The sequence below is a fragment of the Puniceibacterium sediminis genome (assembly GCF_900188035.1).
Lineage (GTDB): Bacteria > Pseudomonadota > Alphaproteobacteria > Rhodobacterales > Rhodobacteraceae > Puniceibacterium > Puniceibacterium sediminis.
The window spans coordinates 45,218-59,992 of sequence record NZ_FZNN01000001.1 but is presented as its reverse complement, the minus strand read 5'-3'; the positions used below and the strand labels follow the sequence as shown (position 1 = coordinate 59,992).

The window sequence follows — 14,775 nt, the reverse complement described above, 5'->3', positions numbered from 1 at the left end:
TTCGGTTATGAGAGCATAGCTCGGCTGCGACAATGGCGGCTCAAAAAAACAAAAGACCCGCAGGGGCCTGCGGGTCTCAAGGTTGTCGGTCAGACGAGGAGTTCAGCGGCGCGGGTCGTCGCTGTCGTCATCCTCGTCATCATTGTCTTCCGCATCCGGCAGATTGAAGAAGCTGTCCGCGTCGGCGAAGTCCTTGTCCGAGCGTTTGTCTTCGCCATCGTCCTCACGCGGGTCCGACAGGCTGAAGGTTTCGAGACCTTCGATCGCGGTCGGCAGGCGCGGTTCTTCGCCCATGCCAAGGCTCTGTTCGGTGCTCACCAGCTTGCGACGCTCATCGTCGGACAGAACATCCGCCTTCTTGGACGCCTTCTGTACCGCCGCATCCAGTTCGGACTGCTTGCACAACCCAAGAGCGACGGGATCGATGGGCTGGATGTTGCCAATGTTCCAGTGGGTCCGCTCGCGGATTGCCTGAATGGTCGGCTTGGTGGTGCCGACCAGCTTGCCAACCTGCCCGTCTGTCAGTTCCGGGTGGAACTTTACCAGCCAGAGGATCGACGCCGGACGGTCCTGACGCTTGGACAGCGGAGTATAGCGCGGGCCACGGCGCTTTTCCTCGCCGACAGCGGCGGCGTTGAACTTGAGCTTGAGCTTGTAGATCGGGTCTTTTTCACCCTTGTCGATTTCCGCCTGCTCAAGCTGGTTGTTGGCGATGGGGTCGAACCCCTTGACGCCGGTGGCCACGTCGCCGTCTGCGATGCCCTGCACTTCAAGCTCGTGCATGCCGGTGAAATCCGCAATCTGCTTGAAGGTCAGGGTCGTGTTATCCACCAGCCAGACGGCCGTGGCGCGTGCCATGATCGGTTTACTCATTCCACGTCTCCTTCATATCTTTCCGCGCATCTATCGCGGCATATGCCTGTCCCGACGCATAGCTTCGCTATCGCCCGGGGGTCCAGGCGGTTCCGGTTTGGGCCGGAACAGGTTACCGTTGTCGGGGAACTTGCGCGCCTTATAGTCGCCCAGACCCCAAGTGGAAAGAGAAAATGCGCTGGCTGATTCTGCTCTGTCTTACCGCCACCTTTGCCCGGGCCGAGGGTGAACGCCCCGGCGAGTTCGACTATTACGTGCTTTCGCTCAGCTGGTCGCCCAGTTGGTGCGCCGTGACCGGGGATGCGCGACGTTCGCCCCAGTGCGATCCTGAACGCGATTTCGGCTGGGTGTTGCACGGGCTCTGGCCCCAGAACACGCGCGGCTATCCGTCGTTCTGCCACAGCGCCACCCCGCCACCGAGCCGCGCAATGACCGCCGCAATGGCCGATGTAATGGGCACGGGGGGCAGTGCTTGGCATCAGTGGAAAAAGCATGGGGTGTGCTCGGGGCTGTCGGCGCCGGACTATTTTGCCCTGGCGCGCGAGGCTTACGGTCGGATCACCCGCCCCGAGGTGCTGCGCAAGCTGGACAAACCCGTGACCCTGCCCGCGTCGCTGATCGAACAGGCTTTCATCAGGGACAATCCCGTACTGGAGCCGGACATGATCACCATCACCTGCAAGGACGCCCGAATCCAGGAGGCGCGGGTCTGCCTGTCGAAATCTCTGGACCCGGTGCCCTGCGGTCAGGATGTGGTGCGGGATTGTCGGATGAAGGACGCCCTGTTCGACCCGGTGCGCTGAGAGAACAGCGTGTTGCGCAACGATAAGATCACAGGGCCAGCGGATTGCTCGTCCCCCTCACCCCGCCTTGCGCAACTCTGGCGCAACCTTTGTTCCCAGTACCTCGATCGCCTTCATCATCGTGCTGTGTTCGATCACGCCGATCGCCATCTGGATGCTCACCCGGTCAAAGCCAAGATCTTCGCGCAGGCTCAGGATCTTGTCGGTGATCTGAGCAGGAGAGCCGACAAACATCGCGCCTTCGGGGCCCATGCCTGCATCGAACTGCGCACGGGTCTGCGGCGCCCAGCCGCGTTCGCGTCCGATCTGATCCATCACCTGTTTCTGCGCCGGGAAAAAGATGTCCGCCGCCTGCTTACCGTCCTCGGCCACGAAGCCGTGCACGTTCAGCGACACCCGCGCCACGTCCGCGTGGCCTGATTGCGCCGCCGCGCGACGGTATAAATCGGCCAGTGGCGCAAAACGGCGGGGTTCACCACCGATGATGGCCAGCGCCAGCGGCTGCCCCAGCGTACCCGCGCGCACCATGCTTTGCGGCGTACCCCCGGCAGCGATCCAGATCGGCAGCTTGCCATGCACAGGGCGCGGATAAATGCCCAGCCCGTCGATGGCCTGCGTGAAACCACTGCCCGGCCAGGTCACGACCTCACCCTCGTTCAGGGCCATGAGCAGCGCCAGCTTTTCGTCGAACAGCGCATTGTAATCGTCCAGATCATAGCCGAACAGCGGAAAGCTTTCGATAAAACTGCCGCGCCCGACCATCAGTTCGGCGCGCCCATTGCTAAGCCCGTCCAGCGTGGCGAATTGCTGGTAGATCCGAACCGGATCGTCTGAACTGAGCACCGAAACCGCCGAACTGAGGCGGATGTTGCGCGTCGTGCGGGCGGCGGCGGCCAGCACGACCGCCGGGGCCGAGATGGCGTAGTTCGGACGGTGATGTTCCCCAAGGCCAAAGACATCAAGGCCGACCTGATCGGCCAGCTCGATCTCCTCGATCAGGTTATTGAGGCGCTCAGGCGCGTCGATGTGTTTGCCAGTGACCGGATCGGTGCCGATATCGCCAAATGTATAGAGTCCGACTTCCATGAGGAGCCTCCTTTTGTTCAGCAGTATCTAGCCCCGGGGAGGCCTTTACCGAACCTCCCCGGGCGCACAGATCCTGTGCATGTTCAGAGCGTGAGGATCGTGCTGCCGGTGGTCTTGCGAGCCTCAAGCGCGCGGTGCGCGTCCGCCACATCCGACAAAGCAAATCGCTGGTCGATGCGGATTTTCACATCACCCGAGATAACCTTGCCGAACAGCATTTTCGCCATTTCCTGACAGACGGCATGGTCGCTGATATGGGTGAAAAGTGTCGGGCGGGTAATCTTGAGCGAGCCCTTGGGTCCGAGGATACCAAGGTTGAACGGCGGCACCGGGCCGGACGCATTGCCAAATGAGATCATCATGCCCAGCGGTTTCAGGCTGTCGAGCGACCCGTCGAACGTGTCCGCGCCGACGGCGTCCATCACAACATCGACGCCTACGCCGCCAGTCAACTTTTTCACCTCTGCCGCCCAGTCGGCGGTGCGGTAGTTGATGCAGTGACTTGCCCCATGATCGAGGGCCAGCTGGCATTTTTCGTCCGTCCCCGCCGTGCCGATCAGGGTGATCCCTTCTGAGCGCGCCCATTGGCAGGCGATCAGGCCAACCCCTCCCGCCGCCGCATGAAACAGCACGGTATCGCCGCGCTTGATCGGCGTGGTGCGGTGGAACAGATACTGCACTGTGAGGCCCTTGAGCATCATGGCGGCACCTTCGTCGAAGGAGATTTCGTCAGGCAGCGGGCAGACCTGCGCGGCGGGCATTACCCGCGCCTCGGTATATGCGCCCGGAGGGGCAGAGGCATAGGCGGCGCGGTCACCGACCTTGAGGTGGGTGACCCCCTCGCCCACCGCTTCGATCGTGCCGGCGGCTTCCATTCCCAGCGCGTGGGGCAGCTGCATAGGATAAAGCCCGGTGCGCTGGTAGACGTCGATGAAATTCAGCCCGCAGGCCGCGTGGCGGATACGGATCTCGCCCTTGCCGGGGATGCCTACTTCGCGGTCTTCGATAACGAACACTTCGGGGCCGCCGTGTTCCCGGATGATCGCGGTTCTGGCTGTGGTGGTCATGTTGTCTTCTCCATTTGGCGCTGCCGATCCATGCCTGCCACGGACAGGTCTGCTCTGCAAAGAGTGATCAGTGTTTGCGCGAATCCGTGTTATGATTTCCCATAGTTGCTGCAGATCGGTCTGACCATCAATGCGGCGGGGGTCGGACCCGTAAATCACTGTCGCCGCGTTGCGAAAGGTGTTTGAGCGTGACCCAGACAATTGGAAATCCCCTTTCATGGACCGCGCAGGCTCTGGGCCGGTCCGGCAGTCATATTGCCGCTTCGGCCCGCGAGCTTGCGAATGACGGCAGCGCCGCGCCGCGTGTACGGCCCCTGGACATAAGCGACATCCGCGCGGCTCTGGCCGAGGGATGGGAAGACTTTACCGCCTCGCGCAGCGACGTGATGTTCATCGTTCTGGTCTACCCGGTCATTGGCCTCGTGCTGGTCGGGATAGGCTTGCAGATGGCGATGCTGCCGTTGCTGTTCCCTCTGCTGGCGGGCTTTGCCCTGCTGGGGCCCGTCGCGGCGGTGGGCGTATACGAAATAAGCCGCCGCCGGGAACAGGGTGCGGAACCACGCTGGTTTGATGCGCTCGGGGTGGTGGAATCACCCAGCTTCGGGGCCGTTCTGGTGATGGCCTTTTACCTGACGGCGCTGTTTGTGCTCTGGATGCTGACCGCTGCCGAAATTCACAAACTCACCCTGGGCGAGAGCACCCCCGCGACCCTTTCGGCCTTTGCCGGACAGGTGCTGACCACCCCGGGCGGCTGGGCGATGATCGTGCTGGGCTGCGGCGTCGGTTTCATCTTTGCCGTCGTGGCGCTGGCGATTTCGGTTGTGTCGTTTCCACTGCTGATCGACCGGCATGTGGGGGTCCCTGTGGCCATCGCCACCTCGGTCGAGGTGCTGCGCCGCAATCCGCGAGTGGTTCTGACATGGGGTGCGGTCGTCGCATTGGGTCTGGCGCTGGGGGCTGTTCCGCTGCTGTTGGGGCTGATCGTGGTACTGCCAGTGCTGGGACATGCGACCTGGCATCTGTACCGGCGGGCGGTGGGCTGAATCCACAATCCGCATTGCATCAGAAGACTGCAGCCGACCAGCGTGACGGTCGGCTGCAGTTGTGTTGGCGTCAGGCCACCTTCAGGACGATCTTGCCGATATGACCTGAGGTTTCCATCCGGGCATGGGCGGCGGCAGCCTCGGCCAGCGGGTATTCGGAATCCATCACCGGCGCGATCCGCCCGGCCGCAAGCAGAGGCCAGACCCTGGCGCGCAGATCATCAGCGATCCGCGCCTTTGCCAAATCGCTTTGCGGGCGCAGGGTGCTGCCGGTGATTGTCAGGCGGCGCATCATCACCTGGGCAAAGTTCAGTTCGACCTTGGGCCCCTGCAGAAAGGCGATCTGGACCAGTCGCCCGTCATCTGCCAGCGCCTTGACGTTGCGCGGCAGGTAATCGCCACCCACCATGTCGAGGATGAGGTTGGCACCACCCTCGGCGCGCAGCACCTCGACAAAGTCCTCTTCGCGGTAGTTGATCGCCTTTTCGGCCCCCAGATCCACGCAGACCTTGCACTTGTCGGCGGATCCGGCAGTGGCAAAAACCCGCGCACCGAAGTGATGCGCCAGTTGGATCGCCGTTGTACCGATGCCCGACGACCCGCCGTGCACGAGGAACCGCTCGCCTGCCTGCAGGTTGCCGCGCAGAAAGACGTTGGTCCAGACGGTGAAATAAGTCTCAGGCAGGCAGGCCGCCTGTTTCAGGTCCAAACCGTCCGGCACCGGCAGGCAATGGGCCGCCGGGGTCACCACATATTCGGCATAGCCCCCCCCGGGCAGCAGGGCACAGACCTGATCCCCGAGGCCCAGTCCCGTGACGCCCTCGCCCAGTGCCACGACCTCACCCGACGCCTCCAGCCCCGGCAGGTCACTGGCCCCCGGCGGCGGGGCGTAGGAACCCGCCCGCTGAAGGGCATCAGGGCGATTGACGCCGGCATAGGCCACCTTCAAAAGCACCTGCCCCGGTCCGGGCTGCGGAACCGGCCGCTCTGCAATCTTTAGAACATCAGGGCCACCGGGTTTGGTGATCTCGACGGCGCGCATGGTCTGGGTCATGGGTCGGGTCCTTGTGTCTGCGTTTGTCAAGACGATTTCGTCTGCTGGCCGGGCAGATCATCACGCGCCGCTACGGGCGCCTTTACCTTGCTTAACACCCAGGCTGGTCCGGCGAAAACCCTGCCTATCAGCGCATTGCCGCGCAGCTGTGCCTTGACCTTCTCGATCTGCATCACGTCACCGATCCGCCGGTCGAGGAACGCCCAGGTCGCCTGATGATCAACAGACACGTCGCCCAACCAATACAGCACGGTCGAGGAATAGACCGCGCTGAGCGTTGCGCGCTTGGTGTACCAGTTTACGTCGTCCGAGGTATCCCCGAGCGCCGTCCATATCCTGTCCGCCGTGCCCCAGATCAGTTTTGCGCCGTCCGCCGCATGTATCGGCAGGGAAAACAGCGTGGTGCCGCGACGTACTGTCTCGCGATCCTCAGCCGCTTCAAGGCGTAGCCGCACAGCCAGCGTGACCCTGTCGCGGAATTTCATGTCGCTCATGTCGGTCGCGTCCAGCCGACGCACCATCTCATCGTCGCCGCGCCGGTGAAAGGTCATAGCCAGATCAAGCGCGCCACGGGGAAACAGCGCCCGGGCGACCACCGGATCGACGCCGGAGTCGGCGACGGCGACGTTGAACGTCGCCTCGGACCAGCCGTCGAACGGCACATGCGTCAGCGCGGCCTGCAGCAGGCTGGTTTCGGTCGGGTCATACTGTGGTGTCATGATATTCGCTTCCGTCAGATATCTGTACAGAACCTAAGCGTTTCGCCGGATTTGACCAGAGACAGATGCCCGCAGGGGGGCGGTGTTGCGCTGTGGACAAAATAGCAAAGCCTTGCTATTGGGCGCCTTCCTGCAAATCATTGCAACTCAAACTAGAAAGGTGGTGAAAACCACATGCAGGTTAGTGTTCGCGACAACAATGTCGATCAGGCCCTCCGGGTTCTGAAGAAAAAGCTCCAGCGCGAAGGCGTGTTCCGTGAAATGAAGCTCAAGCAACATTTCGAGAAACCGTCTGAGAAAAAAGCGCGGGAGAGTGCCGAAGCGATCCGCCGTGCCCGCAAGTTGGCACGCAAAAAGGCAGAACGCGAAGGCATGATCTGATCGTGCAATCCGAAAGGCGGTTACCGGTTTTCGGATGAATTGCACGGCCAGAACTGGGCTGTTTTCCACACTAAAATAAGCGATTTGACGACCCCCGGGCCTTGGCTTCGGGGGTTTGTCGTTTTGGGCGGCTCGCAAAAACCTTTAAAAGGTTTTTGGCAAATTTTTTTCTGAAAAAATTTGGGGTTGCGCCCCGTCAGACCGGCAGTGCAGTGGTGCGGCACACAGTGCGCAGGGAAAAGCTGGATTGCATCTGCGCCACCCCGGGCAGCCGGGTCAGGTACTGGCGGTGGATACGGGCAAAATCCTCGGTATCCTCGGCGACGATCTTCAGGATGTAATCAGCCGCCCCTGCCATCAGGTGACATTCGAGCACGTCCGGGATCCGCGCTACGGCCTTCTCAAACGCCTCAAGAACCTCGTTGGCCTGTGCGCTGAGCTTGATTTCCACATAGACCGTCGTCGGCAACCCAAGCCTGCGTTCATCGAGAAGCGCCACGTAGTCGCGGATATAGCCGTCCTCTTCGAGCCGCTGCACCCGCCTGTGACAGGCCGATGCCGAAAGATGCACGGACTCGGCCAGATCCGCGTTGGACATGCGCCCCCTGCGCTGCAGGACGCGCAGGATACGGCGGTCTGTCTCATCAAGGCTCAAACCGGGCGGGTCCTTTCTCAAGAGGCGCACATAGACGAAGATCCTTCGACTGTTTTCGCTATCACCGCATCAAATCTGTGCGGAAATTGCAAGCCGATAAGCAGAAGGTGGCATCATTGACACAAGGGAGAGAGTAATGAAGATCGGATGTCCGACTGAGATCAAGCCACAGGAATTCCGCGTCGGGATCACCCCGAACGCCGCGCATGAGGCGGTGCGCCATGGTCATGAGGTGCTCATCCAGACCGGTGCCGGGCGTGGTGCCGGGTTCGAGGATGCGGATTACATCGCCGCAGGTGCCCGGATGGTCGACACGGCCGAGGAGATCTTTGCCGAGGCGGAGATGATCGTCAAGGTCAAGGAGCCACAGGCTGGCGAACGCAAGATGCTGCGCGAGGGGCAGTTGCTGTTCACCTATCTGCATCTGGCACCGGACCCTGTGCAGACCAGAGAACTGCTGGCATCCGGCGCGACCTGCATCGCCTATGAGACCGTCACCGACGACCGTGGCGGGCTGCCGCTGCTGGCGCCGATGTCCGAGGTGGCAGGCAAGCTCGCGCCGCAGGTCGGGGCCTGGACCCTGCAAAAGGCCAATGGCGGGCGCGGCGTTCTGATGGGCGGCGTGCCCGGCGTTTCCCCTGCGCGGGTCGTGGTCATCGGCGGCGGCGTTGTGGGCACACATGCGGCGCGGGTCGCGGCGGGCATGGGCGCGAGCGTCTCGGTCCTGGACCGGTCACTGGGGCGGATGCGCTATCTGGATGATGTTTTCGGCAATGTTTTCAATACGGTTTATGCCAGTGCCGCCACTACGGCCGAGCTGGTTGCCCAAGCGGATATGGTGATCGGCGCCGTGCTGATCCCCGGGGCCGCCGCGCCCAAGCTGGTGAGCCGGGAGCAGCTTTCGACAATGAAGCCCGGAGCGGCCATCGTCGACGTCGCGATCGATCAGGGCGGCTGTTTCGAAACCTCGCGCGCCACCACCCATCAGGATCCGATCTATGACGTGGACGGGATCATGCATTACTGCGTGGCGAACATGCCGGGGGCCGTGGCGCGGACATCCACAATCGCGCTTGGAAACGCGACGATGCCCTTCATGCTGGCGCTTGCAGACAAGGGCTGGCGACAGGCCTGCGCTGACGATCCGCACCTGCTGAACGGGCTGAACGTTCATGCCGGGAAGCTGACCTACTATGCGGTCGGGCGCGCGCTGGGGATGGATGTTATGTCACCACAGCTGGTGCTGAAGGCCTGAGGCAGAATCGAAAAGGCCGGGGATGTACCCCGGCCTTTTGCTTTATTCAGAACGACTTACTTGCGCAGTGAATCGCGGATTTCCAGCAGCACGTCGAGCTGTGACGGACCAGTGTGCACCTCGGGTGCCACATCGTCGGGCTTTTCAGCAGCAGCTTTTACGCGGTTGACCATCTTGACCAGCATGAAGACCACAAAGGCGATGATCAGAAAGTTGATCACGGCCATGATGAATTTGCCGATGGCAAAGACCGGCGCGCCGGCTTCTGTTGCTGCGGCCAGCGACGCGTGGGTGCTGCCGTCGAGCGTGTAGAACCAGCCGGAAAAATCGATGCCGCCAGTGAACAGCGCGATGATCGGGTTGATGATGTCACCGACCAGCGACGCCACGATCGCGGTGAAAGCCGCGCCAATGATGATGCCGACGGCCATATCCATGACATTGCCCTTGGCGATAAAATCTTTGAATTCCTGAAGCATAAATCTGTCCCTACTATTTGACTACGGCGGGCTTTCTGCCCGACTCTGCGGGTCTATAGACACCGATCTTTCTATTTTGCACCAATTTTATGCTTAATTGTCGATTAAGTTCCGTTACGTTCAGCGCGTTCTGCGGCGGGAAGGTCCCACCGCGCATAGGATCTGTCGTGATTTTCGATCTTCCGGTGCAGGCGCTCCAGAAAACCCGCGTGGATCAGGCCGGCAATGTCCCGGTCAGGACATAGCGCAGGATATCTGCCACTTCGCCGGGTTCGCGGGCCACGGCGAGGGCGGCCGCGTCAACCTCTTTCAGCGCATGATCATGGTCGCGCTGCTGCAGGATGATCAGGGATTTACCAAGCGCGGCGGCATAGCCCGCATCAAAAGCGGCGTTCCACTGCTTGTATTGTTCGCCAAAGCGGACAACGACCACATCGGCATCGGCGATCCCCTTGCGGGTGCGGATGGCGTTGACCATGGCACCCTTGTGGTCGTGCCAGTATTTGTTCGGCTCGACGCCCAGTATCGCCACGCCGCAGTCATCCGAGGCAGCGTGATCGGTGACGGGGCCCGTGAACGTCACATCAAGGCCCTGAGCGCCGTCGATGATCTGATCACGCCAGTCGGTGTGGATTTCGCCGGACAGGTAAACGGTCAGTCCCATGGGTGCCTCGCTTTGAAATATCGGTTGATACCGTTACCTAAGGTTTAATGCTTCGGACGCAAGCCTGTGGCTGTCCGCGGATCGGGCGAATTCGCCCAAAAACAGGCCAAAGGCACCGGGTAAACCCTGGCCGGTCTGCCCGCCTTGCGACTAGCCGCGCAGGATGCCGCCGGTTGCCTTCTGGACCTTTTCGACGATCTTCGCGGAAATCGCTTCGATGTCCTTTTCCTTCAGCGTCGCATCGACCGGTTGCAGGCGCACGGTCAGGGCGATGGATTTCTTGCCCTCGCCCAGCGAGCCGCCGATGAATTCGTCAAAGACGCGCACATCGGCGATCAGCGCCTTGTCCGCGCCAGCGGCGGCATTGACGAGGTTCAGCGCCTCGACTTCGGCATCGACGACAAAGGCAAAATCGCGTTCGACGGCTTGCAGATCGTTCAGCACCAGCGCGGGCCGGGTCGATCCGGTCTTGCGCGGCAAGGGGATTTCGGCGGGCCAAATGGTGAAGGCCACGGCAGGGCCTTTCACATCCAGCGCCTTCAGCACCTTGGGGTGAACTTCGCCAAAGATTCCAAGGGTTTTCTTGGGTCCAAGGCAGATACGGCCGTGACGGCCCGGATGCCACCAACCATCGCCGCCGCGCAGGATCTGGACCTTTGCGGGGGCGCCCATCGCGGCGAGGATCGCCTCGGCGTCGGCCTTGGCGTCAAAGACATCCACACCGCGCGACGTGCCGTGCACATCCTTGGGCCCGGTGCGCCCGACCAGCAGGCCCGAGATCTGCAAGGACTGTTCACCCGGCTCACCGCCGGAAAATACCGCGCCGATTTCGAACAGCGCCTGATCCGGGAAGCCGCGTGCCTGATTGCGCGCTGCGGCCTGTAGCAGGCCCGGCAGCAGGTCGGGCCGCAGGTGGCTGAGGTCGGCGCTGATCGGGTTGGCCAGCATCGTCGCATCATCGCCACCGCCGAACAGGGTCGCGGCGGCCTTGTCGATAAAGCTGTAGGTCACACATTCGTTGTAGCCCAGCGATGCGGCGGTGCGCCGTCCGGTCTGTTCGCGCTTTTGCAGCGGCGACAGGATCGGTTTGGGCACGCCGGCCTGAATGCGCGGCATCGGCTTGCCCTGCAGTTTGGTGAGGGAGGCGATACGCGCGACTTCCTCGACCAGATCCGCCTCGCCCATGACATCGGGGCGCCAGCTGGGCACCTTGGCCATATTGCCTTCAAGAACAAAGCCAAGCCGGGTAAGTGTCTGGCGTTGCTCGGATTCCGAGATGTCCATACCGACCAGAGAGACCACGCGCGCCGGGTCAAGCTTGTAGGCTCGGGAAGTGTCGGGGATCTCGCCCGCGACAACTATTTTGGACGCCTCACCGCCCGCGATATCAAGGATCATGCGGGTCGCGTGTTCCAAGCCAACCGGTGTCCAAGCCGGGTCGATGCCACGTTCGAAACGGTAACGGGCGTCGGAGTTGATCTTAAGCGCGCGGCCCGTATAGGCGGTGCGGACGGTGTCGAAATAGGCGGATTCGACAAAGACATTGGTGGTTTCCATCGTCACACCGGTGGGCAGGCCACCCATGACGCCGGCAATGCTCTGCACGCCGTTATCGTCTGAAATCAGCGTCATATCCGGCTGAAAGGTATAGCTCTTGTCGTCGAGACCCATCATGGTTTCGCCGCCCTTGGCGCGATGGATGCGCAGGGATCCGGCCAGCTTGTCAGCGTCAAAGACGTGCAGCGGGCGGTTGCGGTCGTAGGTGAAGAAGTTGGTCACATCGACCAGGAAAGAGATCGGGCGCAATCCGATGGCGCGCAGCTTTTCCTGCAGCCACTGCGGGCTGGGTCCGTTCTTTACACCCTTGATAACGCGGCCATAAAACACCGGGGCGGCGTCCAGCGTATCGTCATCGATGCTGACACCAATGGGGCACGGGAAGGTGCCGTCAACCGGGGCCACGTCGTGCGGTTTCAGCGCGCCAAGGCCACGGGCGGCAAGGTCACGGGCGACGCCGCGCACACCCAGCGCATCGGGGCGGTTGGGGGTGATGGCGATGTCGATGACGGGATCGACCTTGGACGGATCATTCTGTGCCAGCCAGTCGGCAAAGCTCTGACCTACCTCACCCGAGGGCAGCTCGATGATGCCGTCGTGTTCTTCGGACAGTTCCATCTCGCGTTCGGAACACATCATGCCGAAGCTGTCGATGCCGCGAATCTTGCCCACGCCGATTGTGGTATCGATTCCAGGGACATAGGTGCCCGGCTTTGCCACGACCACAGTGATCCCGGCCCGCGCATTGGGCGCGCCACAGATGATCTGGGTCTCACCGTCGTCAATGGCGACCTTGCAGACCTTGAGCTTGTCCGCATCGGGGTGTTTCTCGGCCTCAAGCACCTTACCGATGGTAAATCCCGACAGCTTTTCCAGTGGGTTTTCAACACCTTCAACCTCGAGGCCGAGGTCGGTCAGCGCCTCCAGGATCTCATCCAGAGAGGCGGTAGTGTCGAGGTGATCCTTGAGCCAGGAAAAGGTGAATTTCATCGGTCTCAACCCGTTAATTGCGTGTTGCACCCCCCATAGCGGATCGGAGTCCGGGGGGAAAGAGGCGGTGCGCGTTAACCACTGCCCCGAATCGGGGGGATGGCCCCGGTTAACAAGGGTTTTGGCCGATATGGAAGCCGTATGGAGTGCGTATGGAAACCGTATGGCTCCGACGTCTGGCAGAGCGAGCGTTAACGCGGCGCGCGCTCAGTCTGTCCGCTTGGCAAGGGTGTCGAGCTTTCCCATGCGGTAGAGATGCAGTTCGCGCAGCAGGCGCAATGTCGGCTTGGCCATGAAAAAGACCGAGCCGATGATGAATAGCCAGATGGCGGCGGTTTCGTAAGCGGGCCAGAGAAAGAGCACGGAGCCGATCAGAAAGCAGGCGGCGGCCGAGAAATCGACCGAGGTATGGGCGATTTCATATAGCGCATAGATGCGCCGCGTGCCGTCGTTGCGATCACGGTTGCTGTGGTCAAAGAGGTTCATCAGCAGTTCCTCTGTCTGAGTTTGAAACCCGATTGGCGCCATCTGCGGATGCGGAGCCGGGCAGCGCCTGCCCGTTGGATAGCGTTCACAACTGGTGAGCGAGGCGCTTTATGGCTGCAAGGTCAGTTTTCGATCATGGCAATGCGCCGACAGTACCCAAGCGCCAGCCCAGGGGACGGGCTGGCGCTGCCCGGCGCCGTCGGCTTTATTCCGGGCGGGGACTGATATCTTAAAGTTCCAGGCCGAGTTTTATGGCAGCTTCTTGTTTTAGATAGGCAACTGCCAAATCCTTCAAAATACCGAAGGTCGCCCCGCCAATTTCTTTTGCGCCCTCTTTGGCTTTTCGCCAAATGGTGTCGGAGCGAATGGCGTTGATATAATCATGCCCAGACGCAGTCACACGAAAACTATCGGGGCCTACGCTCGTCACAAGCCCCTGATCCGACATCAAAAGAACGTGGTAATGTTCCTTTTCCTCTTGGCCTGTTGAGCTTGAAGTTCCCCCGGGCATTAAAGCTATCCAATCCGCGTCTCCTTCGTATTTGAAGAGAAGATCGCGGATCAGATCATCGTCGCGTTTCACCTGCTCAACCCGCCATGCAGTGTCGGCACGTCCAGCGAGGCAAAGCCGTAGTGGCGCAGCCAGCGCAGGTCGGAATCAAAGAAGGCGCGCAGGTCGGGGATGCCGTATTTCAGCATCGCGATCCGGTCGATGCCCATGCCGAATGCAAAACCCTGCCACAGGTCGGGGTCGACCCCGGCGGACCGCAGCACATGCGGGTGAACCATGCCGGAACCCAGCACTTCGAGCCAGCCGTCGCCTTCGCCGATCTTGAGCTGACCGTCGACCCAGGAACACTGGATATCAACCTCGGCCGAGGGTTCGGTGAAGGGGAAATGCGAGGCGCGAAAACGGGTCTTGATGCCGTCGACTTCGAAAAACGCGGCAAAGAATTCCTCGAGCACCCATTTGAGGTTGGCCATCGAGATATCCTTGTCGATGGCAAGGCCTTCGACCTGATTGAACATCGGCGTGTGGGTCTGGTCGTAATCGGCACGATAGACGCGGCCCGGGGCGATGATGCGGCAGGGCGCGTTGACCTTTTCCATATGGCGGATCTGCACCGGGCTGGTGTGGGTGCGCAGCACATGCGGCGGGCGGTCGTCGTCTGTCGCGCGGTGCATGTAGAAGGTGTCCATCTCGGCCCGCGCGGGGTGGTGGCCGGGGATGTTCAGCGCATCGAAATTGTACCAGTCGGTGTCGACCTGCGGGCCTTCGGCCACGGCAAAACCCATGTCGGCGAAGATCGCGGTGACCTCTTCGGTGACCTGGCTGATCGGGTGGATCGTCCCTGTGCGCTGGCCGCGTGCAGGCAGCGTCACGTCCAGCCATTCGGTGCGCAGACGTTCATCCAGCGCGGCATCGGCCATCGATTCCTTGCGTGCGGCGAGGGCCGAGTTGATCTCGTCCTTCAGCGCATTGAGCGCGGGGCCTGCGGTCTGGCGTTCCTCGGGCGTCATGCGGCCAAGTTCGCGCATTTGCAGGCTGATCTCGCCCTTTTTGCCAAGCGCCTGGACGCGCAGCGTCTCGAGCGCGGATTCGTCGCCTGCAGCCGCGATGGCCTGGATGTATTTGTCACGCAGATCTGTCATGGGGGCCTCC

The 14,775-nt window shown here is 61.6% G+C and carries 16 protein-coding genes; 4 read left to right on the top strand and 12 right to left on the bottom strand.

All coding sequences use genetic code 11. The features are described from left to right. Positions 1-102 precede the first annotated feature (102 nt). Positions 103-873 (bottom strand): DUF1013 domain-containing protein, encoded by a 771-nt coding sequence (locus tag CHB75_RS00310; protein WP_089268526.1) that lies wholly within the window; start codon positions 871-873, stop codon positions 103-105. A 173-nt stretch (positions 874-1,046) separates the two neighbouring features. Here CHB75_RS00310 and CHB75_RS00305 point away from each other — a divergent pair, with 173 nt between their 5' ends. Continuing rightward, complete coding sequence (locus CHB75_RS00305) at positions 1,047-1,676, top strand: ribonuclease T2 family protein (protein WP_089268525.1); 630 nt, start codon at positions 1,047-1,049, stop codon at positions 1,674-1,676. A gap of 57 nt (positions 1,677-1,733) precedes the next feature. On the opposite strand, the gene CHB75_RS00300 is transcribed toward CHB75_RS00305, so the two are convergent. Continuing rightward, positions 1,734-2,762: an Atu2307/SP_0267 family LLM class monooxygenase gene (locus tag CHB75_RS00300; RefSeq protein WP_089268524.1), complete on the bottom strand. Its 1,029-nt coding sequence runs from the start codon at positions 2,760-2,762 to the stop codon at positions 1,734-1,736. An 83-nt stretch (positions 2,763-2,845) separates the two neighbouring features. Continuing rightward, positions 2,846-3,829 (bottom strand): quinone oxidoreductase family protein, encoded by a 984-nt coding sequence (locus CHB75_RS00295; protein WP_089268523.1) that lies wholly within the window; start codon positions 3,827-3,829, stop codon positions 2,846-2,848. A 188-nt stretch (positions 3,830-4,017) separates the two neighbouring features. On the opposite strand from CHB75_RS00295, the gene CHB75_RS00290 reads away from it, so the two are divergent. Continuing rightward, positions 4,018-4,872 (top strand): DUF2189 domain-containing protein, encoded by an 855-nt coding sequence (locus tag CHB75_RS00290; protein ID WP_089268522.1) that lies wholly within the window; start codon positions 4,018-4,020, stop codon positions 4,870-4,872. Between the two features lie 70 nt (positions 4,873-4,942). On the opposite strand, the gene CHB75_RS00285 is transcribed toward CHB75_RS00290, so the two are convergent. Together CHB75_RS00285 and CHB75_RS00280 are read right to left on the bottom strand one after the other, a co-directional pair. Beyond that, positions 4,943-5,926 carry an NAD(P)H-quinone oxidoreductase gene (locus tag CHB75_RS00285; protein ID WP_089268521.1) on the bottom strand — a complete coding sequence of 328 codons (984 nt, stop codon included), beginning with the start codon at positions 5,924-5,926 and terminating at the stop codon, positions 4,943-4,945. A 26-nt stretch (positions 5,927-5,952) separates the two neighbouring features. Continuing rightward, entirely contained in the window at positions 5,953-6,645 is a 693-nt protein-coding gene (locus CHB75_RS00280; protein WP_089268520.1) for a COQ9 family protein, read from the bottom strand. Between the two features lie 174 nt (positions 6,646-6,819). Between CHB75_RS00280 and rpsU the strand changes: the two genes are divergently transcribed. Beyond that, complete coding sequence (gene rpsU, locus CHB75_RS00275; RefSeq protein ID WP_089268519.1) at positions 6,820-7,026, top strand: 30S ribosomal protein S21; 207 nt, start codon at positions 6,820-6,822, stop codon at positions 7,024-7,026. A gap of 196 nt (positions 7,027-7,222) precedes the next feature. On the opposite strand, the gene CHB75_RS00270 is transcribed toward rpsU, so the two are convergent. Continuing rightward, on the bottom strand, positions 7,223-7,681 hold the full coding sequence (locus tag CHB75_RS00270) for an Lrp/AsnC family transcriptional regulator (RefSeq protein ID WP_089268518.1): 459 nt from the start codon (positions 7,679-7,681) through the stop codon (positions 7,223-7,225). 136 nt (positions 7,682-7,817) lie between these two features. Between CHB75_RS00270 and ald the strand changes: the two genes are divergently transcribed. Next, positions 7,818-8,936 carry an alanine dehydrogenase gene (ald, locus tag CHB75_RS00265; protein ID WP_089268517.1) on the top strand — a complete coding sequence of 373 codons (1,119 nt, stop codon included), beginning with the start codon at positions 7,818-7,820 and terminating at the stop codon, positions 8,934-8,936. A gap of 56 nt (positions 8,937-8,992) precedes the next feature. Here the strand turns inward: ald and mscL are convergent, their stop codons facing one another. The 6 genes from mscL to pheS form a co-directional block, all read right to left on the bottom strand. Continuing rightward, positions 8,993-9,415: a large conductance mechanosensitive channel protein MscL gene (gene mscL, locus CHB75_RS00260; protein ID WP_089268516.1), complete on the bottom strand. Its 423-nt coding sequence runs from the start codon at positions 9,413-9,415 to the stop codon at positions 8,993-8,995. A 214-nt stretch (positions 9,416-9,629) separates the two neighbouring features. Then, complete coding sequence (locus tag CHB75_RS00255) at positions 9,630-10,079, bottom strand: YtoQ family protein (RefSeq protein WP_089268515.1); 450 nt, start codon at positions 10,077-10,079, stop codon at positions 9,630-9,632. 150 nt (positions 10,080-10,229) lie between these two features. Beyond that, positions 10,230-12,626 (bottom strand): phenylalanine--tRNA ligase subunit beta, encoded by a 2,397-nt coding sequence (pheT, locus tag CHB75_RS00250; protein WP_089268514.1) that lies wholly within the window; start codon positions 12,624-12,626, stop codon positions 10,230-10,232. Positions 12,627-12,833: 207 nt separating this feature from the next. Beyond that, positions 12,834-13,112: a YrhK family protein gene (locus CHB75_RS00245; protein WP_089268957.1), complete on the bottom strand. Its 279-nt coding sequence runs from the start codon at positions 13,110-13,112 to the stop codon at positions 12,834-12,836. 229 nt (positions 13,113-13,341) lie between these two features. After that, a complete protein-coding gene (locus CHB75_RS00240) occupies positions 13,342-13,695 on the bottom strand; it encodes a DUF2513 domain-containing protein (RefSeq protein WP_089268513.1) in 354 nt (117 codons plus the stop codon). After that, positions 13,692-14,765 (bottom strand): phenylalanine--tRNA ligase subunit alpha, encoded by a 1,074-nt coding sequence (gene pheS, locus CHB75_RS00235; RefSeq protein ID WP_089268512.1) that lies wholly within the window; start codon positions 14,763-14,765, stop codon positions 13,692-13,694. Before pheS ends, CHB75_RS00240 begins: the two co-directional genes overlap by 4 nt. Positions 14,766-14,775 lie beyond the last annotated feature (10 nt).

Coding starts and splice junctions, on each gene's coding strand:
- CHB75_RS00285 (WP_089268521.1), bottom strand. CDS start 5,926: ATGACCCAGACCATGCGCGCCGTCGAGATCACCAAACCCGGTGGCCCT.
- CHB75_RS00255 (WP_089268515.1), bottom strand. CDS start 10,079: ATGGGACTGACCGTTTACCTGTCCGGCGAAATCCACACCGACTGGCGT.
- pheT (WP_089268514.1), bottom strand. CDS start 12,626: ATGAAATTCACCTTTTCCTGGCTCAAGGATCACCTCGACACTACCGCC.
- rpsU (WP_089268519.1), top strand. CDS start 6,820: ATGCAGGTTAGTGTTCGCGACAACAATGTCGATCAGGCCCTCCGGGTT.
- CHB75_RS00295 (WP_089268523.1), bottom strand. CDS start 3,829: ATGACCACCACAGCCAGAACCGCGATCATCCGGGAACACGGCGGCCCC.
- CHB75_RS00310 (WP_089268526.1), bottom strand. CDS start 873: ATGAGTAAACCGATCATGGCACGCGCCACGGCCGTCTGGCTGGTGGAT.
- CHB75_RS00305 (WP_089268525.1), top strand. CDS start 1,047: ATGCGCTGGCTGATTCTGCTCTGTCTTACCGCCACCTTTGCCCGGGCC.
- CHB75_RS00245 (WP_089268957.1), bottom strand. CDS start 13,112: ATGAACCTCTTTGACCACAGCAACCGTGATCGCAACGACGGCACGCGG.
- CHB75_RS00300 (WP_089268524.1), bottom strand. CDS start 2,762: ATGGAAGTCGGACTCTATACATTTGGCGATATCGGCACCGATCCGGTC.
- pheS (WP_089268512.1), bottom strand. CDS start 14,765: ATGACAGATCTGCGTGACAAATACATCCAGGCCATCGCGGCTGCAGGC.
- ald (WP_089268517.1), top strand. CDS start 7,818: ATGAAGATCGGATGTCCGACTGAGATCAAGCCACAGGAATTCCGCGTC.
- mscL (WP_089268516.1), bottom strand. CDS start 9,415: ATGCTTCAGGAATTCAAAGATTTTATCGCCAAGGGCAATGTCATGGAT.
- CHB75_RS00280 (WP_089268520.1), bottom strand. CDS start 6,645: ATGACACCACAGTATGACCCGACCGAAACCAGCCTGCTGCAGGCCGCG.